This is a genomic window from Streptomyces sp. NPDC020597 (assembly GCF_044335095.1).
In the GTDB taxonomy this organism is placed as follows: domain Bacteria; phylum Actinomycetota; class Actinomycetes; order Streptomycetales; family Streptomycetaceae; genus Streptomyces.
Map to the genome: position 1 here is coordinate 39,235 of NZ_JBIRUL010000028.1, position 25,619 is coordinate 64,853.

General features: G+C 72.7%; 24 protein-coding genes. 14 read left to right on the forward strand and 10 right to left on the reverse strand.

The annotated features are described in order from the left end of the window. Window positions 1-13 precede the first annotated feature (13 nt). The 4 genes from hisG (at window position 14) to ACH4ZA_RS32815 (ending at window position 3,958) form a co-directional block, all read left to right on the forward strand. Window positions 14-862, forward strand: a complete 849-nt coding sequence (gene hisG / locus ACH4ZA_RS32800) for an ATP phosphoribosyltransferase (RefSeq protein ID WP_398432891.1) — start codon at window positions 14-16, stop codon at window positions 860-862. A gap of 14 nt (window positions 863-876) precedes the next feature. Next, entirely contained in the window at window positions 877-1,344 is a 468-nt protein-coding gene (locus tag ACH4ZA_RS32805; RefSeq protein ID WP_398432892.1) for a PH domain-containing protein, read from the forward strand. A gap of 206 nt (window positions 1,345-1,550) precedes the next feature. Further along, on the forward strand, window positions 1,551-2,876 hold the full coding sequence (locus ACH4ZA_RS32810; protein ID WP_398432893.1) for a hemolysin family protein: 1,326 nt from the start codon (window positions 1,551-1,553) through the stop codon (window positions 2,874-2,876). After that, on the forward strand, window positions 2,873-3,958 hold the full coding sequence (locus tag ACH4ZA_RS32815; RefSeq protein WP_398432894.1) for a hemolysin family protein: 1,086 nt from the start codon (window positions 2,873-2,875) through the stop codon (window positions 3,956-3,958). The genes ACH4ZA_RS32810 and ACH4ZA_RS32815 overlap by 4 nt, the downstream gene beginning before the upstream one ends. A 533-nt stretch (window positions 3,959-4,491) precedes the next feature. On the opposite strand, the gene ACH4ZA_RS32820 is transcribed toward ACH4ZA_RS32815, so the two are convergent. Then, window positions 4,492-6,360 carry an AAA family ATPase gene (locus tag ACH4ZA_RS32820; RefSeq protein WP_398432895.1) on the reverse strand — a complete coding sequence of 623 codons (1,869 nt, stop codon included), beginning with the start codon at window positions 6,358-6,360 and terminating at the stop codon, window positions 4,492-4,494. 437 nt (window positions 6,361-6,797) lie between these two features. Next, window positions 6,798-7,418 carry a uridine kinase gene (locus tag ACH4ZA_RS32825; protein WP_398432896.1) on the reverse strand — a complete coding sequence of 207 codons (621 nt, stop codon included), beginning with the start codon at window positions 7,416-7,418 and terminating at the stop codon, window positions 6,798-6,800. 301 nt (window positions 7,419-7,719) lie between these two features. Between ACH4ZA_RS32825 and ACH4ZA_RS32830 the strand changes: the two genes are divergently transcribed. The 3 genes from ACH4ZA_RS32830 to ACH4ZA_RS32840 all read left to right on the forward strand — a co-directional run bounded on the left by ACH4ZA_RS32830 (window position 7,720) and on the right by ACH4ZA_RS32840 (window position 10,071). After that, complete coding sequence (locus ACH4ZA_RS32830; RefSeq protein ID WP_398432932.1) at window positions 7,720-9,105, forward strand: peptidase C39 family protein; 1,386 nt, start codon at window positions 7,720-7,722, stop codon at window positions 9,103-9,105. A 91-nt stretch (window positions 9,106-9,196) separates the two neighbouring features. Next, window positions 9,197-9,337, forward strand: a complete 141-nt coding sequence (locus ACH4ZA_RS32835; RefSeq protein ID WP_398432897.1) for an SCO1431 family membrane protein — start codon at window positions 9,197-9,199, stop codon at window positions 9,335-9,337. Window positions 9,338-9,411: 74 nt separating this feature from the next. Next, on the forward strand, window positions 9,412-10,071 hold the full coding sequence (locus ACH4ZA_RS32840) for a TetR/AcrR family transcriptional regulator (RefSeq protein ID WP_398432898.1): 660 nt from the start codon (window positions 9,412-9,414) through the stop codon (window positions 10,069-10,071). Window positions 10,072-10,110: 39 nt separating this feature from the next. Here the strand turns inward: ACH4ZA_RS32840 and ACH4ZA_RS32845 are convergent, their stop codons facing one another. After that, window positions 10,111-10,308 (reverse strand): hypothetical protein, encoded by a 198-nt coding sequence (locus ACH4ZA_RS32845; protein WP_398432899.1) that lies wholly within the window; start codon window positions 10,306-10,308, stop codon window positions 10,111-10,113. A gap of 290 nt (window positions 10,309-10,598) precedes the next feature. Continuing rightward, the gene (locus tag ACH4ZA_RS32850; protein ID WP_398432900.1) at window positions 10,599-11,054 is read right to left on the reverse strand and encodes a hypothetical protein; all 456 of its coding nucleotides are present in this window, start codon (window positions 11,052-11,054) and stop codon (window positions 10,599-10,601) included. 311 nt (window positions 11,055-11,365) lie between these two features. On the opposite strand from ACH4ZA_RS32850, the gene ACH4ZA_RS32855 reads away from it, so the two are divergent. From ACH4ZA_RS32855 to fxsA, 4 genes are all read left to right on the forward strand, one after another. Then, a complete protein-coding gene (locus tag ACH4ZA_RS32855) occupies window positions 11,366-11,806 on the forward strand; it encodes an Lrp/AsnC family transcriptional regulator (RefSeq protein WP_057583720.1) in 441 nt (146 codons plus the stop codon). A 50-nt stretch (window positions 11,807-11,856) separates the two neighbouring features. Then, window positions 11,857-13,473: an amidohydrolase gene (locus ACH4ZA_RS32860; RefSeq protein WP_398432901.1), complete on the forward strand. Its 1,617-nt coding sequence runs from the start codon at window positions 11,857-11,859 to the stop codon at window positions 13,471-13,473. A gap of 591 nt (window positions 13,474-14,064) precedes the next feature. Continuing rightward, entirely contained in the window at window positions 14,065-14,904 is an 840-nt protein-coding gene (locus ACH4ZA_RS32865) for a polyprenol monophosphomannose synthase (RefSeq protein ID WP_398432902.1), read from the forward strand. Window positions 14,905-14,950: 46 nt separating this feature from the next. Continuing rightward, a complete protein-coding gene (fxsA, locus tag ACH4ZA_RS32870; protein WP_398432903.1) occupies window positions 14,951-15,484 on the forward strand; it encodes an FxsA family membrane protein in 534 nt (177 codons plus the stop codon). A 221-nt stretch (window positions 15,485-15,705) separates the two neighbouring features. Here fxsA and ACH4ZA_RS32875 read toward each other — a convergent pair whose 3' ends face one another. From ACH4ZA_RS32875 to ACH4ZA_RS32890, 4 genes are all read right to left on the reverse strand, one after another. Beyond that, complete coding sequence (locus ACH4ZA_RS32875) at window positions 15,706-16,080, reverse strand: RNA polymerase-binding protein RbpA (RefSeq protein ID WP_020128921.1); 375 nt, start codon at window positions 16,078-16,080, stop codon at window positions 15,706-15,708. A gap of 278 nt (window positions 16,081-16,358) precedes the next feature. Next, window positions 16,359-17,705, reverse strand: a complete 1,347-nt coding sequence (locus tag ACH4ZA_RS32880; protein ID WP_398432904.1) for an MFS transporter — start codon at window positions 17,703-17,705, stop codon at window positions 16,359-16,361. A 52-nt stretch (window positions 17,706-17,757) separates the two neighbouring features. Continuing rightward, on the reverse strand, window positions 17,758-18,525 hold the full coding sequence (locus ACH4ZA_RS32885) for a glycerophosphodiester phosphodiesterase (protein ID WP_398432905.1): 768 nt from the start codon (window positions 18,523-18,525) through the stop codon (window positions 17,758-17,760). Further along, complete coding sequence (locus tag ACH4ZA_RS32890; protein WP_398432906.1) at window positions 18,522-19,214, reverse strand: YitT family protein; 693 nt, start codon at window positions 19,212-19,214, stop codon at window positions 18,522-18,524. Before ACH4ZA_RS32890 ends, ACH4ZA_RS32885 begins: the two co-directional genes overlap by 4 nt. Window positions 19,215-19,313: 99 nt before the next feature. On the opposite strand from ACH4ZA_RS32890, the gene ACH4ZA_RS32895 reads away from it, so the two are divergent. Then, window positions 19,314-20,813: a PLP-dependent aminotransferase family protein gene (locus ACH4ZA_RS32895; protein WP_398432907.1), complete on the forward strand. Its 1,500-nt coding sequence runs from the start codon at window positions 19,314-19,316 to the stop codon at window positions 20,811-20,813. A gap of 170 nt (window positions 20,814-20,983) precedes the next feature. On the opposite strand, the gene ACH4ZA_RS32900 is transcribed toward ACH4ZA_RS32895, so the two are convergent. After that, window positions 20,984-22,693, reverse strand: coding sequence for a hypothetical protein (locus tag ACH4ZA_RS32900; RefSeq protein ID WP_398432908.1), 1,710 nt, complete (start codon window positions 22,691-22,693; stop codon window positions 20,984-20,986). A 40-nt stretch (window positions 22,694-22,733) separates the two neighbouring features. Further along, window positions 22,734-22,928: a hypothetical protein gene (locus ACH4ZA_RS32905; RefSeq protein ID WP_057583729.1), complete on the reverse strand. Its 195-nt coding sequence runs from the start codon at window positions 22,926-22,928 to the stop codon at window positions 22,734-22,736. A gap of 264 nt (window positions 22,929-23,192) precedes the next feature. Between ACH4ZA_RS32905 and ACH4ZA_RS32910 the strand changes: the two genes are divergently transcribed. Together ACH4ZA_RS32910 and ACH4ZA_RS32915 are read left to right on the forward strand one after the other, a co-directional pair. Then, the gene (locus ACH4ZA_RS32910) at window positions 23,193-23,585 is read left to right on the forward strand and encodes an ankyrin repeat domain-containing protein (protein WP_351672724.1); all 393 of its coding nucleotides are present in this window, start codon (window positions 23,193-23,195) and stop codon (window positions 23,583-23,585) included. A 323-nt stretch (window positions 23,586-23,908) separates the two neighbouring features. Continuing rightward, complete coding sequence (locus tag ACH4ZA_RS32915) at window positions 23,909-25,330, forward strand: HEAT repeat domain-containing protein (protein ID WP_398432909.1); 1,422 nt, start codon at window positions 23,909-23,911, stop codon at window positions 25,328-25,330. Window positions 25,331-25,619 lie beyond the last annotated feature (289 nt).

A 25,619-nucleotide genomic window follows, 5' to 3' on the forward strand; every position in this document is an offset into this window, starting at 1 on the left:
GGAAGCCGACCTCATGCTGCGCATCGCCGTCCCCAACAAGGGTTCCCTGTCAGGCCCTGCGGGGGACATGTTGCATGAGGCCGGCTACCAGCAGCGCCGGGAGAGCAAGGAACTGCGGATCGTCGACCCGGTCAACGAGGTGGAGTTCTTCTACCTCCGCCCCCGCGACATCGCGATCTACGTCTCCTCCGGCCGCCTCGACATCGGCATCACCGGCCGCGACCTGCTGGTCGACTCCGGCGCCGACGCCGAGGAGATCCTGCCGCTCGGCTTCGCACGCTCCACTTTCCGCTTCGCCGGCAAGCCCGGCGCGGCGACCGGCGTCCAGGACCTCAAGGGCAAGACGGTCGCCACCTCCTACGAGGGCATCGTGGCCGGCCACCTCGCCGACAACGGCGTCGAGGCCTCCGTCGTCCACCTCGACGGCGCCGTCGAGACCGCCATCGAACTGGGCGTCGCCGAGGTCATCGCCGACGTCGTCGAGACCGGCACCTCGCTGCGCAACGCGGGGCTCGAGGTCTTCGGCGAGCCCATCATGAAGTCCGAGGCCGTCGTGATCCGCCGCACCGGCGCCGACGCCGAGGAGCCCAAGGTGCAGCAGTTCCTGCGCCGCCTCCAGGGCGTCCTCGTCGCCCGGACGTACGTGATGATGGACTACGACTGCCGCGTCGAGCAGCTCGAGAACGCCGTCGCGCTGACCCCGGGCCTGGAGTCGCCGACCGTCTCCCCGCTGCACAACGAGGGCTGGGTCGCCGTCCGCGCCATGGTCCCCGCCAAGGAGGCGCAGCGGATCATGGACGACCTCTACGACATCGGCGCCCGCGCCATCCTGACCACGGCCATCCACGCCTGCCGCCTCTGACCTCCGCCGGGAACATGTCCGACCTGCCTGCCCTCCCCGTAGTCTTCCGGCCCGGCCGTACCCGTGTGGTGCTGCTCACGGCCGGAGTGGCGATCTTCCTCGTCATCTCCGCCGTCGCGATGCTGCTGGAGCAGCTCGGGCCGGGGGAGCGGCTCAGTTTCATCCTCACCGGAGCGCTCATCTTCTGGGTGCTGGCCCAGCTCGCCCGGGTGCGGGTGAGCGCCGACGAGTCCGGCGTCACCGTCGTGAACATCGCCAGCACCAGGCGTCTGGCCTGGGCGGAGATCCTTCAGGTGAACCTCCGTCCGGGCGATCCCTGGGTGTTTCTGAACCTCAGCGACGGCACCAGCCTGCCCGCGCTCGGCATCCAGCCCGGCATCGACAAGCAGCAGGCCATCCGCGACGCGCGGGCGCTCCGGGCGCTCGCCGAGGACCGTGCGATCCGCGACCCCGAGACGCCTCCCGAGCAAGATCAGGGCTGACTCGGGGCCCGCTGCCCTGCCGCAGAACCCCCTGTCTTGATTAATCTGGTGACGGAGGCGCACCCTTGCGCCCCCGCCCCTGCTGTGCCCCTGCCGGGCTCACAGGGGTTCCTGCTACCCGAGGAGTGACTCCCTCCGGCGATGGACGGTTCGTCCTGTAGTACCTGCGCCGCCCCCACCCGACCTGGTTCGGAGGCGGCGGCATCATGACCACCCCCCTGCTGCTCCTGGCAGCCGCGTTCCTGCTCATCCTCGCCAACGGCTTCTTCGTCGCCGCCGAGTTCGGCCTTGTCACGGTCGAGCGTCCGGATGCGGAGCGGGCCGCCGCCGAGGGCGACAGGCGAGCCCGCACGGTCGTCGAGTCGCTGAAGGAACTGTCCTTCCAGCTCTCCGGCACCCAGCTCGGCATCACCATCACCTCCCTCGTCGTCGGCATGCTCGCCGAACCGGCGCTCGCAGAGCTGCTCAGCAGCCCGTTCTCGGCGGTCGGCGTCCCCGAGGGCGCCGTCTCCGGGGTCGCCGTCGTCGTCGGCATGCTGCTGGCGTCCGCCGTGCAGATGGTGATCGGCGAACTCGTGCCCAAGAACTGGGCGGTGTCCAAGCCGTTGCAGGTCGCGCGTTTCGTCGCGGGCCCGCAGCACGTCTTCGCCCGCCTCTTCCGGCCGGTGATCGCGGCCCTCAACACCGTGGCCAACCGCCTCGTACGGGCGCTCGGCGTCGAGCCCGCCGACGAGCTGGCCTCCGCGCGGACACCCGGCGAGCTCGTCTCCCTGGCCCGCCACTCGGCCCAGGCCGGCGCCCTCGAGCAGGACACGGCCGACCTCTTCGTACGGACCCTCTCGCTGGCCGAACTGACCGCGCAGCACGTCATGACCCCGCGCGTGAAGGTCAGCGCCCTGCAGTCCACGGCCACCGCGGAGGACGTGGTGAACCTGACCCGCGCCACCGGCCTGTCACGGTTCCCGGTCTACCGCGAGAAGATCGACGAAATCGTCGGCATGGTCCATCTGAAGGACGCCCTGGCGGTCCCCGTCCACGACCGGTTGCGCACTCCCGTCGTCCGCATCGCCCGCCCGGCCCTGCTGGTCCCGGAGACGCTGCCGGTCCAGCCCCTGCTGGCCCGGCTGCGCAGCGAGCAGCCCATCGCCGTCGTCGTCGACGAGTACGGCGGCACGGCCGGCGTGGTCACCCTGGAGGACATCGTCGAGGAGATCGTCGGCGAGGTCCGCGACGAGCACGACGGCCAGGACTCCCCGGAACTCGCGGCCGCCCCGCCCGAGGAGGGCAGGCCCGCCTGGGACGTGGACGGCAGCTGCCGCGTCGACACCCTCCAGCGCATAGGCCTCGAGGTCCCCGAGGGACCGTACGAGACGGTCGCCGGACTCGTCGCCGACCTGCTCGGACGCATTCCCGCCGTCGGCGACCGGACCGAGCTGCCGGGCTGGCGGCTCTCGGTGCGCCGGGTCGGCCACTACCGGGCCGAACGGGTCCGGCTGGTGCGCACCGGCCAGGTCGTGGAGGTCGCCCGATGAGCGCCCTCCAACTCGTCTTCGCCGCGCTGCTCGTGCTCGCCAACGGCTTCTTCGTCGGCGCCGAGTTCGCGCTCGTCTCCGTCCGCCGCAGCCAGATCGAGCCGCTGGGCACCGCGCGGGCACGCCAGGTCCTCTACGGGCTGGAGCGGCTGCCGCAGATGATGGCGGCGGCCCAGTTCGGCATCACCGTCTGCTCCCTCACGCTGGGCGCGGTCGCCGAGCCGACCGTCGCCGAGCTGCTGGAGCCGTTGTTCGAGTGGGTCCACCTCCCGCACGGGATGATCCATCCGCTGGGCTACGTCATAGCCCTCGCGGCCGTGGTGTTCTTCCATCTCGTGATCGGCGAGATGGTTCCGAAGAACCTCGCCATGGCGGCGCCGGAGAAGACCGCGCTGTGGCTCAGCCCCGGCCTGGTCGCCTTCGCCCGGTTGTGCCGGCCGATCACGGTGGCGCTCGGCGCCTGCGCCCGGGCCATCCTGCGGCTCTTCCACGTCGAGCCGCGGGACGAGGTGGAAGCCGTGGTCACCAGCGAGCAGCTGAACCGCCTGCTGGAGGACTCCGGCCAGGCCGGTCTGCTCGACCCGGAGGAACAGGAGCGCCTGGAGGACGCGCTCGAGCTCGGCTCCCGTCCCGTCACCGACGTCCTGCTCCGGCGCGAGTCGCTGGTCACGGTCAGTCCGGCGGTCACCCCGGGCGAGATCGTCGAGCTGACCGCCCGCACCGGCTACTCCCGCTTCCCGGTGGCCGCGGAGACCGGTGCGTTCATGGGCTACCTGCATGTGAAGGACGTGCTCGACCAGGAGGACTCCGAGCGGGCGGTGCCGCAGCAGCTGTGGCGTCCCATGACGACGCTGCGCTCCGAGCTCCCGCTGGACGACGCGCTGACCGTGATGCGCCGGGCGGCCACCCATCTGGCGCAGGTCGCCGACGCGTCCGGCAAGGTCCTCGGCCTGGTCGCCCTGGAGGACGTACTGGAACTGCTGGTGGGCGAGGTCACCGACCCCGCCCACCGCGAGGTGCCCGAGGTGCGGCTCACGGAGCCGAGGGCGAGCGACGAGCCGGAGGAGGCGCTGGCGAGCTGACGGCGCCCGGCCGGGCCGCCGGGCGCGGTCCGGTGTGCAGCGCAGACCGGGCTCCGCCCGGGCGCGGCGGCGGTCGGGGCGAGGCCGCCGGCCTCGCGGGCACGCCCCCTACGGGAAGACGACAGCGGTCGGGGACCGGTCTTCGACCGCCGTGCCGCCGTATCTGAGCCGTCCCGGCCGGGCGGCTCGGCTCGTGCGTCTCGTCCCGCCGACCGCCTCGGGTGGCCCGGCGGTCCGGCGGTCGGCTCGGGTGGGACGCGCCATGGCGGCAGGGGTGCCGGCGCCGGTGGACGTCCGGTCGGGCGGGTCCGCGTGCCCGGTGAGCCTGCCCACCGAGCGGGGGACGCTCTCCCGGGGAACTGCGCCACACCCGGCGGCCGTGCCGGGCCCGGGGGTGCGCGTACCCCGGCCGACGTCATCGGCGCGGCGATCCGAGCCGGTGCGGGGCCCGGCGCGGATGCGGGCCCGGAGACCGGAGCGGCCCCGGCCCGGAGCGGGAACGGAGTCGGGAGCGGTGCGTGCGAGTGGGCGCGTCAGATCGCCGACGGGTCCTGCGGTCCCCGCCCCGACAGCACCTCCCCGTACGCCTGCATCAGGTCGGGCAGCCGCAGCGTCGAGAGGTCGTCCCGGGTCAGCGCGCCCGGATACGCCGACAGACGCAGGTCCCGGTAGGCGCAGCTCTTCTCGTACAGGGTGCGCAGAAAGCGGCCGTTGCCGAGCTCGTCGATCCAGCCCTGGTCGACCACGTGCCCGGCGATCGAACGCAGTTCGTCCAGCGCCTCCTCGTCCCACGCGTCGCCGTTCTCAGCGGCCAGAACCTCGCCGATGGAGGTGAGTTCGAGGGGGCGGTAGGAGGGGAAGTCGACGCGGGTCGTGAAACGGGAGGACAGCCCGGGATTCGCCGCGAGGAGGCGGTCCATGCCCTCCGGATAGCCGGCCAGGATCACCACCAGGTGGTCCCGGTTGTCCTCGGCCCGCTTCAGCAGCACCTGCAACGCCTCGTCGCCGTACGCGTCGCCCTTGCCGTAGCCGGAGTTCGAGAGCGAGTACGCCTCGTCGACGAAGAGCACGCCGCCGAGGGCGGAGTCGATCAGTTCGTTGGCCTTCACGGCCGTCTGGCCGAGGTACTCGCCGACCAGGTCGGCCCGCTGGGCCTCCACCAGGTGGTCGCCGCCCAGCAGCCCGAGGGCGTAGAAGACGCGGCCCAGGATGCGGGCCACCGTGGTCTTGCCGGTGCCGGAGGGGCCGGAGAACACGAAGTGCCGCTTCGGCGGCTGCACCGGAAGACCCTGCCCGGTCCGCAGCCGCGCCATGTTGAGCTGCGCCGAGAGCGCCTTGACCTGGCGCTTCACCGGCTCCAACCCCACCATGCGCTCCAGCTCGGCCAGCGCCTCCTCGAGTAACGCGGGATCGGTGGGACCGGTCGGCAGCGGCGACGAGGAGCGCACGGCGTGCTTCTCGCGCACGGCGGGGTCGGTCACCGAGGGCATGGGCACGACGGGCGGCGGATCCGAGGCCTCGAGCCGCAGGTCGCGGCCCTCCGTGCCGAACAGCGGATCGAAGCCGTCCGGCCCGTCGGCCGTGTCCTGCCCCAGCCCCGAGAGCGTGATCGCCGCCAGATCCGCCGTGTCGTCGTAGCCGTCGCCCTCCGCGATCGCGGCGAGCCGCGCCGAGGTGTCCATGAAGGCGGCGTCGACGCGGTGCACCGCCCGGTACAGGGGGAGGGCGGCCGCCGAGCGGCCGGTGCCCTCGTGCGCCCTGGCCAGCCAGTACCGCAGCTCCTTGCGCTGCGGCTGTTCGCTGCGGCAGCGCATCAGGGCCGCCGAGAGCAGCGGCTCGGCCTGGCCGTACATCTCCAGACGCACCCGGGCCATCCCGCCGAACAGGCCGGCCTCGATGCACAGCAGGGGGTCGTCGAGCAGCGAGTCGGTGTGCCGGACCAGCTGCTCCCAGTCCTTGACGAGGTAGGCGCGGCAGGCGTGCAGGAAGCGGACCTGGTGGTCGGCGTCGACCGGCGGGAGCCCGGCGAGCGCCCGGTCCAGCTCGGGCACATGGCGGCCGTCGAGCCAGTGCGAGGCGTGGGCGAGCAGCAGGTCGCGGGGGCTCTCCAGTACCGGCTGCACCCACCAGCCCAGCCAGTACCAGGAGTTGAGGGTGCGGCGGTGCCGTGAGCGCTGCTCCCCGAACCGTTCGCGGTGGCGGAACATCCGCAGCAGCGCGGTCGTCGTGTCGACGCGCAGTGCGTGCAGTCCGAGCCAGCCGTCGGCCATCCCGGGATCGATCCGCACCGCGGTGCGGAACTCCTCCTCCGCCTGCGGGTAGGCGCCCATGGTGTAGGCGTCCACGCCTCGAAGCCAGGCGAGGTCGGCGGGAGCCTCGGGGCCCTGCGTGCCGAAGTTCATCACGTCCCCCACAGACCGTGCCCCCGTCGGTGTGCCGCCGGACCGTCGCCCGTCGGCTGCCTTGGTCGAACCGCTGTGCCGCGGACCGGAGTTGCCTGGTGCGCAGCATCGTCCAGGTCGCACCGAGGGCATCGTACCTGCGGGAGAGGGGCCCGCCGTAGGGTGCCGCACAGGCCGTTCGACGAGGTGGGAGCAGACGGGGCGCATACCGCGCGGTGACCCTGGGTGAGCGAATCGGGTCGCGTCAGGTCCGGAAAAGGGTGCCAGGAGCGGCGTCCGGACAGAACGAAGCCCCCGGTCACGGGGGAACAACCGGGGGCTTCGCGTGCGAGGGCGGCTCCGATCGCCGCGCAATGAGAACGTAAGTCCTGTACGGGCCGCCGGTCAAGCGGAGTTGGAGCACTTGGCGAAGTTCGAGCGCAAGGGCTTTCACGAGTTCACCACATCATGGGTGGTCCGTCACGGTGGGTGACATCGCGGTGCGGGCCGGATGCCCTGGCAGGCCCCGGAAGTACCTCGTATCCCAGCTCCAACTGCCGTACCAGCAGGGCGGCGTGGGGCTGCGACGGGTCCTCGGCGAAGTGACGTACTTCGGCCGGAACCCAACCGTCCCAGAACGCGCGTTGCTCCTCCCCGTCGCGTGCCCGGCCGCGTGCCCAGGACTCCTCGGGCGGCACGTCCATCCACAGCAGGCATGCCAGGTACGGCCGCAGGGCACGGCGTCCCGCGCCGACCCCCTCGACCAGCACGACGGGGGCGGCGGGCAGGGTGCGGGGCGGGCCGAAACGGTGGGCGTGCCAGTCGTAGGGCGTGTACCGCGCATCCTCGCCGCGGCCCAAGGGCTCGATGACCTGGGGCAGCAGGCGGCCGGTCCACGAGAACAGCTCGTCGTGGGACGCGATGTCGTCGAGGTGCAGCAGCGGAGCGCCGTCCAGCGCCTCCGCCAGCCTGTCCGCGAAGGTGGACTTCCCCGAACCGGCGTGCCCGTCGACGCCGATCAGGCGTACCGGTCCGCAGGACGGCGGCAGGCGGAGGAGCCGGGAGGCGAGCTGGCGCATGGCGGATCCTGGGGTGCGCGGGGTCATGGGGATGGATCGGCGGTCGGTGCGCCGGCGCCGTCGGCGCACCTGCTTGGGTGCTTGGGTGCTTGGGTGCGGCGGTGCTTCGGTGCGGCGGGGTGAGTCTACGGGGGCGTCACCGCGGCCGGTGGGCCAGACCGACGGTGCTGGGCGTGGCACGGGCCCACCTGCTGGAAGCCGCGTCCGGCTCCCTCCATAGTGGCCGAACAGCCGCAGGACACCACAGGCCGCACCGACCCTCGGGAGCCCCCACCCCATGAGCAGATCCTTGAGCCGAGCCGTGAGCCGAGTCGAACAGCCGTCCCGCAGAACGGTGCTCGCCGCCGCGGTCGCCGCCGCGGTGGCAGGGGGACCGTCGCCCTCCGCCTCCGCCTCGGCCGCCGTGGTGAGCGACGCAGCCGGCGATGCCGCGGACGCCGAAGCGGCGCTGGCCCGATCCGTCGACTACCGCGGCTGGACCACGTACGCCGACTGGCGCTCCGGCGTCGCCGAGGGCGCCCGCGCCGTGGCGGGGAGCCGTCCGGGCGTCGTCATCGCCGCCCCGCTCGGCGTCGTCGACCACACCGACCCGCACAGCAGGACGACCGCGTCCTGGGAGTACGCCACCTGGACGTCCCCCCTCCACCGGCTCGCCGTCCCCGCCACGGAGGTGATCGCCTCCTGGAACGCGAGCACCCCGGCCGGCAGCTGGCTCCAGGTCGAGATCGCGGGCACGTACTCCGACGGCACGGGCACCCCCTGGTACGTGATGGGCCGCTGGGCCTCCGGAGATCAGGACATCAAACGGTCCTCGGTCGACGGCCAGAGCGACGGGCGAAGCACCGTGTGGACCGACACGGTCGCGATCGACGACGCCGCGAGCGGTCTGCGTCTCGACGCCTACCGCCTCCGGCTCACCCTGTACCGCCGCCCCGGCGCCGATGTCACGCCGACCGTGTGGCGGCTGGGGGCGATGGGGTCCGACGTGCCGGACCGCTTCACCGTGCCGGCCTCCGTGCCCGGCCTCGCGCGGGAGCTGCGCGTCCCGCGCTACTCGCAGGAGGTCCACAAGGGCCAGTACCCCGAGTACGACAACGGCGGCGAGGCCTGGTGCAGCCCCACCTCCTCGCAGATGATCGTCGAGTACTGGGGCGGGCGGCTCACCGAAGAGCAGCTGGCGTGGGTCGACCCCTCCTACGCCGACCCGCAGGTGTGTCACGCGGCCCGGCACACCTACGACCACCAGTACGCAGGCTGCGGCAACTGGCCGTTCAACGCCGCCTACGCGGCCACCTTCGAGGACCTGCAGGGCGTGGTGACCCGCCTCGGCTCCCTCACCGACCTCGAGACGCTGATCGGCGCGGGAATCCCGGCCATGACGTCGCAGTCCTTCCTCAAGGAGGAGCTCACCGGGGCGGGGTACGGGACCTCCGGGCATCTGATGACCGTGATCGGCTTCACCGCCGGGGGCGACGTGGTCGCCAACGATCCGTTCTCGGCGGACGACGCGTCGGTGCGGCGGGTGTACGCGCGGCGGGAGTTCGAGAACGTCTGGCTCAGGACCAGGCGTCACAACGCGACGGGGAAGGTCGTCTCCGGCAGTGGCGGCGTCTGCTATCTCTATTTCCCCGCGCGTCCGAGCGCCCGTCAGTGCCAGGCTCTGACGGCGGTGGGAATCCGGATGTGAGCAAGATCTCTGCCACAAAAGGCCCGGCAGGTGGCAGGGTGGTCGGATCGGTGGGGGGATCCACCAGTACGTCCGACTTCAGCGAGACACCATGACCGCTCAGACAGCCACTGCCACGCGCACCCGTACCGGCGGCCCCGAAACCGACGGCCCGAAGATCATCGAGCACGCCCTGGGCTGGGTCCTCGTCGCGGTCCTCGCGATGCTGGTCACCCAGCTCGGACTGCTCTGACGGGTGTGACCTGACACACGGTTGACCTGACATACTGCGGATGTCCCGCCGACTGCCCGAGACCAGGGTCGAAATTGAATATCAGTGAACAGCGCGAAGTCGTACGTCCCCGGGCGCGCGGCACCGAGCGCTCACTGGCGCGTCGCGCCGAACTCATCTCCATCGGGCGGAAGTTGTTCGCCGACACGTCCTACGACGCGCTCTCGATGGACGACATCGCCCGGCAGGCGCATGTCGCCAAGGGGCTGATCTACTACTACTTCCAGTCCAAGCGCGGCTACTACCTGGCCATCATCCAGGACTCCGTCGCGGATCTGGTCACCTTCGCGGCGAGCGGGATCGAACTGCCCCAGGTGGACCGGGTGCACCGCACCATCGACGGTTATCTGCGCTATGCCGAGCACAACCAGGCCGCCTACCGCACGATCGTGAGCGGCGGCGTCGGCTTCGACACCGAGGTGCACGGCATCCGGGACGGCGTGCGCGCGGCGATCGTGGCGACCATCGCCGAGGGGGCGTACGGCCGCGGTGACGTGCCGCCGCTGCCGCGTATGGCCCTGCTCGCCTGGGTGTGCAGCGTCGAGGGGGCCACCCTGGAGTGGATCGACCGTCCCGAGCTCACCCGGGAGGTCATGGTCGAGCTGCTGGTGAAGACCCTGGGCGGCGCCCTGCGCGCCATCGAGGACCTCGACCCCTCCTTCCCGGCGCCGAAGCCGGCCCGCCGCGAGGGCTGAGCGGGCAGGGCAGCCGCCCGGCGGGCACCGGCGGCGGGATCATCGCCCGTCGCCCACCGGGTCGCCGAGCCCGCCGAACTGCCCCCGCCGCACCTGTGGCGCGGCCAGCCGCACCCACTCCGGGTCGTGACGCCCCGGCAGGGTGCGGCCCCGGTCGGCCCAGGTCCGCAGCAGGTCACGGTAGATGGGCGGGTCCTGAGGCGGCGGTGGGGCCGGCGGAACCGATTCTCCGCGCACGGGCTCCGGACGCGGCGGTGCGAAGAGCTGGCGGTGACGCCCGGGAGCAGCCGAGTAGGTGGGTGTCATACCAGGGCAACGCGGGTCCGGATGACGGAGTCACCGCCGGGCAGGGGCGCGCGTGAGTTCGGGATGTGCCCCCGGACCGCTTCGGCGTCCGTGCGACGTACTCGCGGGCCATCCCCGTCCGCGTCGGGCGGCGCGCCGATCCCGCACCACGCCTGCCTGTCGGCCATGGTGCGGTCCCGGTACCGGAGTCGAGCGGAGACGGCGGGAGCGGGAAACGCCGCTCAGGCGGCCGCGCGGCGCATCGCCGTGACGCGCATCGGGCGTGAGCCCGGGCCGCCGACGTGCGAGAAGGGCTGGGTACGCCAGTCCAGTCCCTGGGGGAGCGTCAGCAGGAGCGCGGTGTCCTGCCCCTGGAGTTCCGCGGAGTCGTCCGCGGGCCGGGCCTCGGTCGCCCTGCGCCCCGTGCCGGCACAGACCGTGAGCCCGAACGGGTTCCACGGAGAGGCGCACAAAGCGTGCTCCGGCAGGCTCTCCTCGTCCGCCAGGAGCGCGATGGGCTGTGCGCAGTCCGGGCAGATCACCCGGTACATCTCCAGGGTGTCGTACGCGTCGACGTGCTCGGCGGCGTCACCGTCGAAGCCGTCGGCGTCGAAGGGTTCGACGCCCTCCGGCTCGGGCTCGCTCACGGACTGGAGCCGCTTGGGCGCGGTGCGACCAGGGCGCTTGAAACTCTGCATGTGATTCTCCCCCTCGGGCTGGGTCGTGACGGCAGTGCGGCCTCGACCACAGCAAGCACTTCCCAGCCCGTCCCGGCGGTAACCACCGTGGAATCACGAAGCGTTCACGAGTGCTGTGGCATTCGTCACATGCCGTTTGCAGATGCCCCACGCGCGAGCGCCCTCCGGGCGACGCCCGGCACCCGTGCGGCCACCGCGCGGTCCTCGTGCGGCCGTCGCGCGAGCCGCTGCTCCGGACACATCACAAACGGGGTATGACCTGCGCTGCATAGGTATACGCGGAGATCACCCTGCCTGTAAGTTCTTGCGTCATGGAGGAGCTGGACCGACAAATCGTGCAGCTGCTCGTCAAGGACGGGCGGATGAGCTACACCGATCTGGGCAAGGCCACGGGCCTGTCCACGTCTGCCGTGCACCAGAGGGTGCGCAGGCTGGAACAGCGCGGCGTCATCCGCGGATACGCGGCCGTCGTCGACTCGGAGGCCGTCGGGCTGCCCCTGACCGCCTTCATCTCGGTGAAGCCGTTCGATCCCAGCGCCCCCGACGACATCGCCGAGCGGCTGGCGGACGTGCCCGAGATCGAGGCCTGCCACAGCGTGGCCGGCGACGAGAACTACATCCTCAAGGTCCGCGTGGCCACCCCGCACGAGCTGGAGGAACTGCTCGGGCGGCTCAGGGCGCTCGCCGGAGTGTCGACGCGCACGACGGTCGTCCTGTCCACCCCCTACGAGGCCCGGCCGCCGCGGATCTGAGGAGCCCCCTGGGGGACGGGCGTCCCCGGGGAGGCGCGAGACTGTTCCCCATGAGTGAGCACGCCCCCGAGCCGAAGACCGTCCTGCTCCGCCGAGGAGAGGTCCACAGCCCCGCCGATCCGTTCGCGACCGCGATGGTCGTCGAACGCGGCCAGGTCGCCTGGGTGGGCTCCGAAGGGGCCGCCGACGCCTTCGCCGGCGGCGTCGACGAGGTGGTCGACCTGGACGGCGCCCTCGTCACCCCGGCGTTCACCGACGCCCATGTGCACACCACGTCCACCGGCCTCGCGCTCACCGGACTCGACCTGTCCGCGGCCCCCTCCCTGGCAGCCGCCCTCGCCCTGGTGCGCGAGTTCGCGGTGTCCCGACCGCAGGACAAGGTGCTGCTGGGCCACGGCTGGGACGCCTCCCGATGGCCGGAGGGCCGCCCGCCCCGGCGCGCGGAACTGGACGAGGCCGCAGGAGGCCGACCGCTCTACCTCAGCCGGATCGACGTCCACTCGGCCGCGGTCACCACCGCACTGTCGGCACTCGCCCCCCGGGCCCGGGACGAGGCCGGCTTCGCCGACGACGCGCCGCTCACCCGCGACGCCCACCACACCGTCCGCGCCGCCGCGTTCGCAGCCGTGACGCCCGCCCAGCGCACCGAGGCCCAGCGGACCGCCCTCGCGCACGCCGCCTCGCTCGGCATCGGCTCCGTCCACGAGTGCGCCGGCCCGGAGATCTCCTCCGAGGACGACTTCACGAACCTGCTGCGGCTCGCCGCCCGGACGCGCGGCCCGCGCGTCGTCGGCTACTGGGCGGAGCGCGACGTCGACAAGGCCCGCGAGCTCGGTGCCCTCGGAGCCGCGGGGGACCTGTTCGTCGACGGAGCCCTCGGCTCGCACACCGCCTGTCTGCACACCCCGTACGCCGACGCCGGCCACACCGGGGCCGCCTACCTGGACGCCGACGAGGTCGCCGCCCATGTGACGGCCTGCACCGAGGCCGGGCTCCAGGCCGGCTTCCACGCCATCGGCGACGCCGCCGTCACCGCCGTCGTCGACGGCGTCCGCGCGTCCGCCGAGAAGGTCGGCCTGGCCCGGATCCGCGCCGCCCGCCACCGTGTGGAGCACGCGGAGATGCTCACGCCCGAAACCGTCGCCGCCTTCGCCGAACTGGGCCTCACCGCCTCCGTCCAGCCCGCCTTCGACGCCCTGTGGGGCGGCGAGGAGGGCATGTACGCGCAGCGGCTGGGCGCGGACCGGGCCAGGACCCTGAACCCGTTCGCCGCACTGCTGCGGGCCGGCGTGCCGCTCGCCTTCGGCTCCGACAGCCCGGTCACCCCCCTCGACCCGTGGGGGACCGTGCGCGCCGCCGCCTTTCACCGGACCCCGGAACACCGCGTCTCCGCGCGCGCCGCGTTCACCGCGCACACACGCGGTGGCTGGCGGGCGGTGGGCCGCGACGACGCGGGGGTGCTGGTCCCGGGCGCGCCCGCCGACTACGCGGTCTGGCGCACGGACGAACTCGTGGTCCAGGCCCCCGACGACCGGGTGGCCCGCTGGTCCACCGACCCTCGTTCGGGAACCCCGGGACTGCCCGATCTGACGCCCGGGAACGACCTCCCGGTGTGTCTGCGCACGGTGGTGGGCGGCCGGACGGTGTTCGTGCGCCCGGGCGAGTGATCTCCCGGGTCGTCCCGGAAAAGATCACCCGTCCGCCCGTCGTCGCGCGAAGCGGGCCCCCTCCCGGCTGACCTGCGCGTTGGCAGAAGACCCGCAGGTCGAACCGCTGTTGACAGCCGACGGCGGCGGGCCGGTAGGTTCGGCGGAGTCCACCACCGGACGCCCCGCCCGGGGAACATCCGCGCACTCGCCGCGGCGCCGCTGGGTCAGGGACGGCGCGCCGAACCGGCGCGCCCGAACTGGCAGCCAGGCCCAGCGCCCGCGCCGCAGCGACGGAACGTTCCGGCCGGTCGGGGAGGTGTGACCCGGGTGGGGCCCGAGTGCTCAGTAGACAACGGCTTTCGGTCGATCCGCAGCCAGCGGGTCCCGGGCCGGCCCGAAGGGCGCCGGGCCCCCATCCGCAGCGGCCTCCGCGGACGTGCGCAAGGCGGTGGCCGCCTCTCCGGGAGGGCGGGCGCGTACATACGGGCCCAAAAGCGCATGGCTACCCCGCTTCCGCGGATTCGACACCACCGTTCGAACGTGCGGTCACGTCATCGCAGGCTGGGGCCACTAAGGTGGTATCCGGCGAACGGACATGAAGGGGCAGCAGTGAACGACGGCGACGGGACCCTCGCGGCACAGGACCGGGGGAGGACGTTCGGTCCGCTCGGCACGGCCTTGGTGATCATCCCGACCTACAACGAGGCGGAGAACATCAAGAGCATCGTCGGCCGGGTGCGGGAGGCTGTTCCCGAGGCCCACGTCCTCGTCGCCGACGACAACAGCCCCGACGGCACCGGGCGGCTCGCCGACGAGCTGGCTGCCGCGGACGACCAGGTCCGGGTGCTGCACCGCAAGGGCAAGGAAGGCCTCGGCGCCGCCTACCTCGCGGGCTTCCGCTGGGGCCTGGACAACGGCTACGGCGTGCTCATCGAGATGGACGCGGACGGCTCCCACCAGCCCGAGGAACTGCCGCGGCTGCTCACCGCGCTCAAGGGCGCGGACCTGGTCCTCGGCTCGCGCTGGGTGCCCGGCGGCCGGGTGGTGAACTGGCCCAGGTCCCGCGAGGTCATCTCGCGCGGCGGCAGCCTCTACTCCCGCCTGGCCCTCGATCTGCCCCTGCGGGACATCACCGGCGGCTACCGGGCATTCCGCCGCGAGACCCTCGAGGGGCTGGGCCTGGACGAGGTCGCCTCGCAGGGCTACTGCTTCCAGGTCGACCTGGCCCGCCGCGCGGTCAAGGGCGGCTTCCACGTGGTCGAGGTCCCCATCACCTTCGTCGAGCGCGAGCACGGCGACTCCAAGATGAGCCGAGACATCCTCGTCGAGGCCCTGTGGCGGGTCACGGCCTGGGGCGTGGGCGAGCGCGTCGGCAAGATCACCGGACGGACGCCGAGCCGGACCGAGCGTCGGCAGGAGCCCGCCGCCAAGTCGCACAGCGACGGCTGATCGTCCCCTTACGCCGCTCTGAGCCGGGTCCGGGCACACTGGACGCATGACGAGTGGAGCTCCGACCCCCGTTCACCCGACCGCCGACCGGCCCGGCCGTCCGCAGCCCCAGCCCCGGCGCTCCCGACTGCGCACGTACCTGCCGCTGGGCCTCGCCGCCTGGCTGGTGCTGGAGATCTGGCTGCTGACGACGGTCGCCGGCGCATCCTCCGGCCTCGTGGTGTTCCTGCTGCTCGTCGCCGGGTTCGTGCTCGGTGCGGTGGTCATCAAGCGGGCGGGCCGCCGGGCCTTCCGCAACCTCAACGAAGCCCTCCAGCGGGGCGCCGCCCCCAGCAGCGGGGGCAACGGCCTGATGATGCTCGGGGGGCTGCTCCTGATGATCCCGGGCCTGCTCTCCGACGCGGTCGGCCTGCTCCTGCTCCTCCCGCCGGTCCAGAGGGCGGTGGGCGCGTTCGCCGAGCGCAGGCTGCGCGTCGCCGCGTCCACTCCGGGCACCCTGGGGGACGCCTTCCAGCAGGCGCGCATCCACCGCCCCGACGGCAAGGTGGTCCAGGGCGAGGTCGTCCGGGACGAGCACTGACGCGCTGAGGGGAGGGGCTTCACCTGCTGCGCAGCAGGTGAAGCCCCTCCCCTCAGCGCGTCGATGGGGCTCGGACGGGCCGCGGGCGCGCGACGGAGCTCGGGCGGGGCCCGGCCCGGGGCCCGACGGCATGGCAAAGACCGCGGGCGCCGTACGCGTGTTCACGTACGGCGCCCGCGGTCATCAACGTGCGTGTGCAGCCGGCCTCAGCCGTGCGGGGCCTAGGCCGACTTGCGGCTGTCCCGGGGATGCACCGCAAGGTTCATCGCCCCGGACCGCAGAACGGCCAGCCGCTCCTCGAGGACCTCTTCGAGTTCCTCACGGGTCCGCCGCTCCATCAGCATGTCCCAGTGCGTACGCGCGGGCTTGGCCTTCTTCTCCTCAGGGCCGTCGCCGTCCACGAGGAGTGCAGGGGCTCCGCAGACCTTGCACTCCCACTCCGGCGGAATCTCCGCCTCGACCGAGAAGGGCATCTCAAAGCGGTGCCCCTTCTCACATGCGTACTCCACGGCCTGGCGCGGGGCCAGGTCGATGCCGCGGTCCGTCTCGTAGCTGGTCACCACGAGGCGCGTGCCGCGAAGAGCTCGCTCACTCATGAATCGTGCCTCCCGGGCTTGTCGCCCACAGGACAGGTGTCGCTGTCGTCGTCATCCGGTCAACGTCCGGTCGGCGGTAAAGATTCCCGTACCGAGTCCCGTTCCGGGTCGTGGGTCGCCGTCGTGGCCGCAGCCTTGTCAACCAGTGCAGTACCCACCGGCGCCCGGTTTGTCACATCTGAAAGGAGATGTCACCCAGCGTTTCGGCATCTTTGACGCGCAGTAACGGTACGCCTGGCAGGCCAAACGCGTACACTACCGCCCTTTAGCCCTGAGTGCTAAATCTTCTCGGGCGCCGGATTCCCCGCGTCGCCGATCGCCCGCCGCACGGGCACCCGCGCCAGCAGCAGGAACCCGATGACGAAGAAGGCCACCAGGGAGACGATCGCGTCCCGGTAACTGCCGGTCAGCTGGTAGGTGAGGCCGAACAGCAGCGGTCCGAGCCAGCTCATGCCGCGGTCGCTCATCTCGTACGCCGAGAAGTACTCGGCCTCCTTTCCGGGCGGGACGAGATGGGAGAAGAGGGAGCGGGAGAGGGCCTGGCTGCCGCCGAGGACCAGTCCGATGGCCCCGGCCAGCAGGAAGAACGCCACAGGCGCTCCTGCGGGCAGGAAAAACCCGGCGCACAGGGTGAGGGTCCACGCCACCAGCGATCCGAGGATCGTCCGCTTCGCGCCGTACGCCCGGGCCAGCCGCCCCATGCCCAGCGCGCCCGCCACGGCCAGCACCTGCACCAGCAGGACCGCACCGATCAGCGTGGCCTGGCTGAGGCCGAGCTCCTCGGAGCCGTAGACCGAGGCCTGGGAGATCACCGTCTGGATTCCGTCGTTGTAGACCAGATAGGCGAGGAGGAAGGAGAGCGTCAGCGGGTGGCGGCGCATGTCGCGGACCGTCGCGGCGAACCGGCGCAGCCCCGGAGCCGTCGCCTCCCGCGCGATCGCCGGCCGGTCGCGCAGCCGCAGCAGCGGGATCACCGTGAAGCCGCCCCACCACAGACCGGCCGAGGCCAGGCAGATGCGGACGGCCGCGGACTCGGACACGCCGAAGGAGTCGTGGGCGAGGTAGAGCACCAGGTTCGCGACCAGCACCAGCGAGCCCGCCGCGTAGCCGAACGCCCATCCCCGTGAGGAGACCGCGTCGCGTTCGCCGGGCGGGGCGATCTGCGGCAGATACGAGTTGTAGAGCATCATCGCCACGGACTGGGCCGCGTTCGCCACGACGAGCAGCGCGCCGCCCAGCAGATAGCGGTCGCCGCCCACGAAGAACATGCAGGCGGTGGCCGTGGCGCCCACATAGGCGGCAGTCCCCAGCAGCGGCTTCTTGCGCCCGGACCGGTCGGCCGCGGCGCCCACGAGCGGCATCACGAGCACCGCGACGATCACGGACAGGGAGACCGAGTACGCGAAGAAGGACCCGGCGCTGACCGGGACGCCGAGCGGATGCACGTACCCGTCGGTGTCGGCGGCCCTCTTCGCGACCGAGGTCAGATAGGGGCCCAGGAACACGGTGAGCACGCTCGTCGAGTAGACGGAGCACGCCCAGTCGTAGAAGTACCAGCCGCGCTGCTCGCGCCGCCGCCCGGCGGTCTCGTCGGACTCCGCCGTCCGCACGGTGTCGATGCCCACCCGTGCCCTCGCTTCCCGCTTCCGGAACCCGCGCGCGGGCGGCGGGCCGAGGTCAGACCCAGACGCCCCGGTCCTGCATGACCTCGCGCAACGTGTCGATGTGATCGGTCATGATGCCATCGACACCCAGGTCGAGGAGCCGGTGCATCCGCTCCGGTTCGTTGATCGTCCACACGTGCACCTGCAGCCCGCGCGCGTGCGCGGCGCGGACGAAGCGGCTGTCCACCACCTGGACGCCCGACCGGATCTCGGGCACCTGCGCGGCGACCGCCGACCGGCGCAACGGCGCGGGCACGCCCCAGGACCGCAGCCGCAGGCTGAGCACGCCGCGAGTGCCGTAGGACGTCGCGAGGCGCGGGCCGGCCAGCCGCTGGGCGCGCACGACGCGGGCCTCGGAGAACGAGCCGATGCAGACGCGGTCCCACGCGTCGGTGCGGTCGAGCAGATCGAGCAGGGGGCGAAGAGCGGGCTCCGCCTTGAGATCGATGTTCCACCGCACCTCGGGGAACGTCTCCAGAAGTTCCTCGAAGAGCGGCACCGGTTCCTCACCTCCCACGCGCGCGTGGGCCACGTCCGACCACGGGAGGTCGGCGATGCGCCCCGAGCCGTCGGTGACCCGGTCCAGCGTCGCGTCGTGGACGGCGACGAGCCGGCCGTCCCGGGTGGCGTGCACGTCGGTCTCGATGTAGCGGTAACCCGCCTCGACCGCGCGCCGGAACTGCGCCACGGTGTTCTCCAGGCCGTCCGCGGCCCCGCCGCGGTGGGCGATCGGGAGGGGCCGCGGGTGATCGAGGTACGGGTGGCGTGTGGAGCTGGTCACGGACGCAGTATCGCTCCCTGCGGCGTCCCCGCGGCGACGACCGTGCTGCCGGCGGCCGGCGTGGGAACGGCGAACGCGCGCAGGAAGAACTGGGCGAGCGGACCGATGGCGACCGCGTACAGCACGGTGCCGACGCCGATCGTGCCGCCGAGCGCGAACCCGGTCGCGACGACCGCCACCTCGACCGTCGTCCGCATCAACCGGATCGAGCGGCCGGTGCGCCGGTGCAGTCCCGTCATCAGCCCGTCGCGCGGCCCTGGGCCGAAGTCGGCCGCGATGTACAGGCCGGTGGCCGCCCCGTTGAGCACGATGGCCGCCGCCATCAGGGACACGCGCACGGCCGGGGCGTGGGCCTCGGGGACCAGGGCCAGCGTGCCGTCCATCGCGACGCCGATGACCAGGACGTTGGAGATCGTGCCGAGGCCCGGACGCTGACGCAACGGGATCCACAGCAGCAGCACCCCCGCGCCGACGACAGTCGTCACGACCCCGATCGTCGTCCCGGTGAGCTCCGCCAGCCCCTGGTGCAGCACGTTCCACGGCTCCAGACCGAGGCCCGCCTTGACGAGCAGCGCCGAGCTGGCGCCGTAGAGGGCGAGGCCGACGTACAGCTGGATCAGCCGTCGCGGCAGTCGTCCCGACGCCGGACGTCGCCGCGCCGGACGCCGGAGAAGTCCGTTGGTCCCCAAGAGGTGCCCCCTGTGGTGGTAGTGGCCTGACTCGTGACACTCTGTGGCTGGGAAGTGGATGTCATCCATGGCCAATTCGAGGAAGGTGGACTGGTATCCATGGCGCAGTGGACCTCGGCCGTGGGGGCCGCACAGCTCGCACGGTTGCTGAAGTCCCAGCAGGACCGCCCGGCGGGTCCGGGTTCGCGCCGGCCGCCCGCCTACCGGGCGCTCGCCGACGGGGTCCGGCTGCTGGTGCTGGAGGGCCGAGTGCCCGTCGCCGCACGCCTGCCCGCCGAACGGGAACTGGCCCTCGCCCTGTCCGTGAGCCGGACGACCGTCGCCGCCGCCTACGAGGCGCTGCGCGCCGAGGGGTTCCTGGAGTCCCGGCGCGGCGCCGGCAGCTGGACGGCGGTCCCGGCGGGCAACCCGGTCCCGGCCCGCGGCCTGGAGCCGCTGCCGCCCGAGGCCCTGGGCTCGATCATCGACCTGGGCTGCGCGGCCCTGCCCGCGCCCGAGCCGTGGCTCACCCGCGCCGTGCAGGGCGCGCTGGAGGAACTGCCCCCGTACGCCCACACACACGGCGACTACCCGGCGGGTCTGCCCGCGCTGCGGACCATGATCGCCGAGCGGTACACCGCGCGCGGGATCCCCACGATGCCCGAGCAGATCATGGTCACGACGGGTGCGATGGGGGCCATCGACGCCATCTGCCACCTCTTCGGCGGGCGCGGGGAGCGCATCGCCGTCGAGTCGCCCTCCTACGCCAACATCCTTCAGCTGATGCGCGAGGCGGGCGCCCGTCTGGTGCCGGTCGCCATGGCGGACGGACTGGCCGGCTGGGACATGGACCGCTGGCGCCAGGTGCTGCGCGACGCCGCGCCGCGCATCGCGTACGTCGTCGCCGACTTCCACAACCCCACCGGGGCGCTCGCCGGCGAGGACCAGCGGCGGTGGCTGGTGGAAGCCGCGCGATCCGCCGGGACGGTCCTGGTCGCCGACGAGACCATGAGCGAACTGTGGCTCGACGACGACGTCGAGATGCCGCGGCCGGTGTGCGGCTTCGACCCCGCGGGGTCGACGGTGATCACGGTCGGGTCCGCGAGCAAGGCGTTCTGGGCCGGGATGCGCATCGGCTGGGTGCGCGCCGCCCCCGACGTCGTGCGCAGTCTCGTCGCCGCCCGCGCCTATGCCGACCTGGGCACGCCGGTGCTGGAACAACTGGCGGTGAACTGGCTGTTCAGCACCGGAGGCTGGGAGGAGGCGGTGGAGCTGCGGCGCAGCCAGGCCCGGGGCAACCGGGACGACCTGGTGGCCGCGCTGCGCCGCGAACTGCCCGACTGGGAGTACACCGTGCCCCAGGGCGGGCTGACGCTCTGGGTGCGGGCCGGGGGGCTCTCCGGGTCGAGGCTCGCCGAGGCGGGGGAGCGGGTGGGCCTGCGGGTGCCGTCGGGGCCGCGCTTCGGGGTCGACGGCGCCTTCGAGGGTTATGTACGGCTGCCGTTCACCGTGGGGGGCGCAGTGGCGGAGGAGGCGGCCGCCCGCCTGGCCGCCGCCGCGCGGATCGTGCGGAGCGGGGGGACGGCGGGCGGCGAGGGACCGCGTACGTTCGTGGCGTAGGCCGTAGGCCGTAGGGCACGTGGGGCGTCGGGCTTGAGGACGCGGGGTGTGGCCTGCCGTGAGTCTCGGGGCGGGTCGCGCCACCCGTCGGCCACCACCCGCCAACCACCACGGCCACTCGCCGCGGCCGTCGTGCGGACGGCCGGCGCGTGGTCGGGTGCGTGGCCTCTCTACTCCGCGGCCGCCGCTTCGGCGACGGCGGCCTCCGGCGCCGCGGTCGATGACGACGCGGTGACCGGGAGGGCCGTCTGCGGGTCGGCGTTCAGCGGGACGGAGTTCTGCTGCTCTGCGGTCGATGCGGTCGAGGCCTTGGTGACCACGACCTTCGCGACCGGGGCCTCGGCCGGTGCGGGCGGCGTCCCGTCGTCGGCGGGCGCGGAGCGCGGCGGCAGCAGATCGAGGACGGCCTGCCGGTGTGCGTCGCTCGTCGCGTCGTCGTACGGGTCCGGGGTGGCCGGGACCTGGAGTCGGTGCACCGACCCCGAGCCGAGCCGGGCGTAGCCCCGCCCGGAGGGCACGTCGTCGACGGGGGTGGTGTGCGGGGGCGCGCCGAGGACCGTCTCCAGCTGCTCCCTGGACGCGGGGCCGAGCACGACACGCGCGCGCGTGTGCTGCCGTACCGCTTCGCTCAGGGAGTCCAGTGCGTCGAACTGTTCGGCCACGACGACCGTGACGGCGGCCGCGCGACCGTGCCGGAGGGGAAGCTGCAACAGGGACTGCGGATCCCGTTGGCCCTCCGCCTCTGCCAGATGGGTGAAGACGGTGGGCCGGTCGAGGACGATCCACAGGGGGCGTCTGGTGTCCTCCGGCGCCGGTTCGCCGGCCTGCCGGGCGCTGTTGGCGGCGATGAGCCGGCGTTCCGTCTCGCCCGCCGCCCACTTCAGGCCGGCCAGCGCACCCGACAGCCCGACCTCGACGCCCAGGACGCCGTCCCGGCCGGCCAGACAGGCGTATTCACCGGTGCCGCCGCCCTCGACGACGAGCACGTCACCGTGCTGAAGGGCCTGCAGCGCGATGGAACGCAGCAGCGTCGACGTGCCGCTGCCGGGGCGGCCCACCGCCAGCAGGTGCGGCTCGGTCGAGCGGATGCCGGTGCGCCAGACCACCGGGGGGACGTCGCGGCGGTCCTCGCCGAAGGAGAGGGGCAGCGTGCGCTGGACCCCGGCGGGGTCGGTGAAGCCCAGGACCGTCTCACCTGGGGCGGTGACGAAGCGCTGGGCGGAGATGTCGGCGGGGAGGGGGGACAGCACGCTGAGGGTCAGTTCGTTGCCCTCCTCGTCCCAGACGAAGAGGTACTCCCGGCCGCGGCCGGACTTCGCGGCGAGCAGCTGCTCGATCCGGGCGCGCGGGCCGGGTTCGCCGTCCGGGAAGTACGCCGGGTAGCGGATCACGAGATGGGCCACGCGGCCCGAGTCGTCGAACTCCTGCGTGGGGAAGGCCTGCTCCCAGTCGCCGCCGTGGGCGTACAGGGGAGCGGGGTCGTCGGCCGTCGAGAAGTACGGGACCAGGGCCTCGTACAGCACTTGGAGCCGCTGGATCTGCGACTCGTCGGGGCCTTCGGGAGCTGTGGTGCGGTCCCTGCCCTGCCAGGCCGCCGCGGCCGCCAGGGTGATGACGGCGAGCAGCGGGCCGTACGGCACCAGTACGACGACCAGGATCACCGAGGCCGCCAGGAAGAGCAGCGGCCCGCGTTTGTCCTTGGGCGTCTCGGCCCACCTGCGCCGTCCGGCCGAGGCCAGCCGGCGCAGTCCGCGCGTGATCGTGATCAGCGGATGGAGGACGTCGGTGGCGCTGTCGGCTGCCGTCCTGGCCAGCTCCCTGCTCCGGGCGATCTGTGCGCTGCCTGTGCTCAGGATGCGGGGGAGGGGTCGCCGGGCCACTTCTGTCTCCTGGTGGTGCGTACGGACGGGACGTGCGGCGTCAGAACTTGATGCCGCCGAGGAGGCTGGCCAGACTCTCGCCGCCGGCCATGATGCTCGGGGCGATGGCCGTGCTGGCCATGTAGAAGCCGAAGAGGGCCGAGACCACGGCGTGCGACGCCTTGAGTCCGTCCTTTCGGAAGAAGAGGAAGACGATGATGCCGAGCAGGACCACGCCTGACATGGACAGGATCATTTTGGGTTCTCCTGGTTCGCGGGGGACAGTCACCGTGAGTACTTCCAGGCTCACAGGATGTATCCATACGACAAAAGGTGCAACTGAGTGAAAAGCGGGCCTTTTCCCTCGGCTGGCGGAAGGTGCGCAGGACTGCCTGAGCAGGAGAATCGCGTCGAACGGGGCTGTTCGTGAGCTTCGCAGCCGATGCGTCCGGCCGTGTCTGCGACGAGCCAGTACGCTGACGATTCACCTGAACGGTTGTAGCGAGAGGCGGACCGGCCGATGACTGAAGCCCCCGACCCCGAGGTCGTGGAGCTGGCGACCAAGATCTTCGATCTGGCCCGCCAGGGTCAGACCGAGGAACTCGTGGCGTACGTCGACGCGGGCGTTCCGGCCAACCTCACCAACGACCGGGGCGACTCCCTCGTGATGCTCGCCGCGTACCACGGGCACGCCGACGCGGTCCGGGCCCTGCTGGCCCGCGGCGCCGAGGCCGACCGGATCAACGACCGAGGCCAGACCCCGCTCGCGGGGGCAGCCTTCAAGGGGGAGACGGATGTGATCAAGGCACTGCTGGAGGCCGGCGCGGACCCTTCCCAGGGCACGCCGTCGGCCGTCGACACGGCCCGCATGTTCGCCAGGACGGAACTGCTGGACCTGTTCGGCGCGCAGTGAGCCGACGGTCCCGGGCAGGTCAAGGGAATTTCCCGACCAGGTAAATCGACGACCACGGGGGAGGCGGTACAAGGCCGCCGGAAATTTCGGTCGCGGCAGGTAGAAGAGCCGGGTCATCATGACGTCGTGATTCACGGACGCGATGGCTGGGCAGGTGTTGCCGCACCGCGCGGGCCGTGACGCGGTCCGCATGGGCCACCGACGAGAGGCAGAGGAAAATGGTCTACAGCAAGCAGGAAACGGCGGGCGCACCGACGTGTTGTCACGCGGCCAGGTAATGCACGTCCCCGGTTGCGTCGACGCTTGATGTGAGGCTGTTTCCCATGTTCGATCCGGTCATAGCGCCCAGCGGTACGCTGCTCGGCCTGCTCCAGAGAGGCCGCGGCGACGGCACGCTGCACGCGCTCACCGCCCCGCGAGCCGAGGCGCTCGCGGCGCTGAACCACTGTGTCCTGCGGGATCCCCGCCACGACTGGCAGGTGGAGAACCGCTCCCTCTACTACGCCCGTCTCTACCTCGACCTGCACGGCGAGCTGGACGAGCTCGAGGCCCACCTCTTCGACGTCGAGGACGTCTTCGACGGCGAGGAGTCACGCACGGGCCTGGCGCTGGCCGTCCTCGGCCACCTCGCCTCCTATGGCCGGCGGGACGCCCTCGACCTGCTGCGCAGGTACGCCGCCTCGGGCGCCAACTGGGCCTGGGCCCTGGACGAACTCGCCCTGCGGGACGACGACGCCGGCCTGCGCGCCCTGGCCGTGCCCGTGCTGGCACGGTTCGCCACCGACGCCGAGGGCGAGGCCGAACTCGCCGCGGTCGTGCGGGACGCCTTCGAGCCACGACCCTGGCGGTTGTGGGCCGAGGACCCCCGGGAGTACGTCTCCAGGCGGGTGCGTGCCGCCCACGAGTCCGGCTGCTTCGACCGCTGGCAACGACAGATGAGCCCCAGCGGGCCCCGCCCGGGCTGGAGTGTCCAGGCCGTGTTCGAGTGGGCCCAGCAGGGCGTCGAACGCGGGGCCGCACTCCATGTCCCCGCCGCCCGCTGTCTGTCCGCCGTGGCCGGTCCCGAGGACCGACCGGAGATCGTCCAGGCGGCCAAGGACGGCGACGAGGGGGCGCGCTGTACGGCTCTGCGCTACCTCGCCGACTGCAATGATCCCGACGCCCTGGTCCTCGTCGAACAGGCCGTCGCCACCGGCACCGTCGCCGTGGTGGAGGCCGCCGTCGACGCCTTCGAACGGATGCGCAGCGTCGCCGCCGTCGACCGGGCCCGCGGCTGGGTCCACCGACCGGACGCCCTCGGCGCCGCCGCCGGCCGCATGCTGGCCTGCCGGGGCGGCGTCCAGGACCGCGAACTGGTCCTCGGCGCCCTGCGCGAGGCCGTGCGCGGCGAGGGCTGCGACGCCCCGAGTCTGTGGACTCTCGTCGACGGCGCAGGGCGGCTCGGCATCGCCTGCGCGGCCCCGGTGCTGCGCCACATCTACCGCGAGACGGCCTCGTCCCATCTGCGCGGACGCTGCGCCCGGGCACTCGCCGCCACCGACCCCTCCTACGCCACCGGCTTCGCCGTCGAATGCCTGTGGGACTGCGAGGAGGGCACCCGCGAGATCGCCGCCCGGCACGCCGAGACCGGTGACACCCGGGTCGTGGAGCGCCTGCGCCGGCTCGCCGCCGACCCGGCCGAGGAGGCCGAGGTCCAGACGGCCGTCCGCAGCCGGATCGGCCCGGACGCGACGTCCGCCATGTGAACGCCGGACAGGCCGCCGCCCGGTGCGCGTCCGGCGGCGGCCGCCGGGGAAGGGACGCGATCGGGGCCGCCGGGCCGGGGCGACGAGCCGCCGGCCCGCCTGCCTGCCGGTCTTCTCAGGCCGACCCGCAAGGGACACACCCAGGCACACACCCTGCCCGCAGGCACACTGGCGGGCCTGCGCGTCCACGTCCGCGGGGCGTGAGCGGCTGAGCGGAAGGGGCGGTCGGCGACGCCGTCGCCCTGAGCCGTCGCCCAGGCGCCGAGCCCGGCCCCGCCAAGGCGGTCGC

Excerpts from the sequence above, each read along its gene's own strand:
- hisG (WP_398432891.1), top strand. The coding sequence starts at position 14 with ATGCTGCGCATCGCCGTCCCCAACAAGGGTTCCCTGTCAGGCCCTGCG.
- ACH4ZA_RS32805 (WP_398432892.1), top strand. The coding sequence starts at position 877 with ATGTCCGACCTGCCTGCCCTCCCCGTAGTCTTCCGGCCCGGCCGTACC.
- ACH4ZA_RS32810 (WP_398432893.1), top strand. The coding sequence starts at position 1,551 with ATGACCACCCCCCTGCTGCTCCTGGCAGCCGCGTTCCTGCTCATCCTC.
- ACH4ZA_RS32815 (WP_398432894.1), top strand. The coding sequence starts at position 2,873 with ATGAGCGCCCTCCAACTCGTCTTCGCCGCGCTGCTCGTGCTCGCCAAC.
- ACH4ZA_RS32820 (WP_398432895.1), bottom strand. The coding sequence starts at position 6,360 with ATGAACTTCGGCACGCAGGGCCCCGAGGCTCCCGCCGACCTCGCCTGG.
- ACH4ZA_RS32825 (WP_398432896.1), bottom strand. The coding sequence starts at position 7,418 with ATGCGCCAGCTCGCCTCCCGGCTCCTCCGCCTGCCGCCGTCCTGCGGA.
- ACH4ZA_RS32835 (WP_398432897.1), top strand. The coding sequence starts at position 9,197 with ATGACCGCTCAGACAGCCACTGCCACGCGCACCCGTACCGGCGGCCCC.
- ACH4ZA_RS32850 (WP_398432900.1), bottom strand. The coding sequence starts at position 11,054 with ATGCAGAGTTTCAAGCGCCCTGGTCGCACCGCGCCCAAGCGGCTCCAG.
- ACH4ZA_RS32855 (WP_057583720.1), top strand. The coding sequence starts at position 11,366 with ATGGAGGAGCTGGACCGACAAATCGTGCAGCTGCTCGTCAAGGACGGG.
- ACH4ZA_RS32860 (WP_398432901.1), top strand. The coding sequence starts at position 11,857 with ATGAGTGAGCACGCCCCCGAGCCGAAGACCGTCCTGCTCCGCCGAGGA.
- fxsA (WP_398432903.1), top strand. The coding sequence starts at position 14,951 with ATGACGAGTGGAGCTCCGACCCCCGTTCACCCGACCGCCGACCGGCCC.
- ACH4ZA_RS32875 (WP_020128921.1), bottom strand. The coding sequence starts at position 16,080 with ATGAGTGAGCGAGCTCTTCGCGGCACGCGCCTCGTGGTGACCAGCTAC.
- ACH4ZA_RS32895 (WP_398432907.1), top strand. The coding sequence starts at position 19,314 with ATGGCGCAGTGGACCTCGGCCGTGGGGGCCGCACAGCTCGCACGGTTG.
- ACH4ZA_RS32905 (WP_057583729.1), bottom strand. The coding sequence starts at position 22,928 with ATGATCCTGTCCATGTCAGGCGTGGTCCTGCTCGGCATCATCGTCTTC.
- ACH4ZA_RS32910 (WP_351672724.1), top strand. The coding sequence starts at position 23,193 with ATGACTGAAGCCCCCGACCCCGAGGTCGTGGAGCTGGCGACCAAGATC.
- ACH4ZA_RS32915 (WP_398432909.1), top strand. The coding sequence starts at position 23,909 with ATGTTCGATCCGGTCATAGCGCCCAGCGGTACGCTGCTCGGCCTGCTC.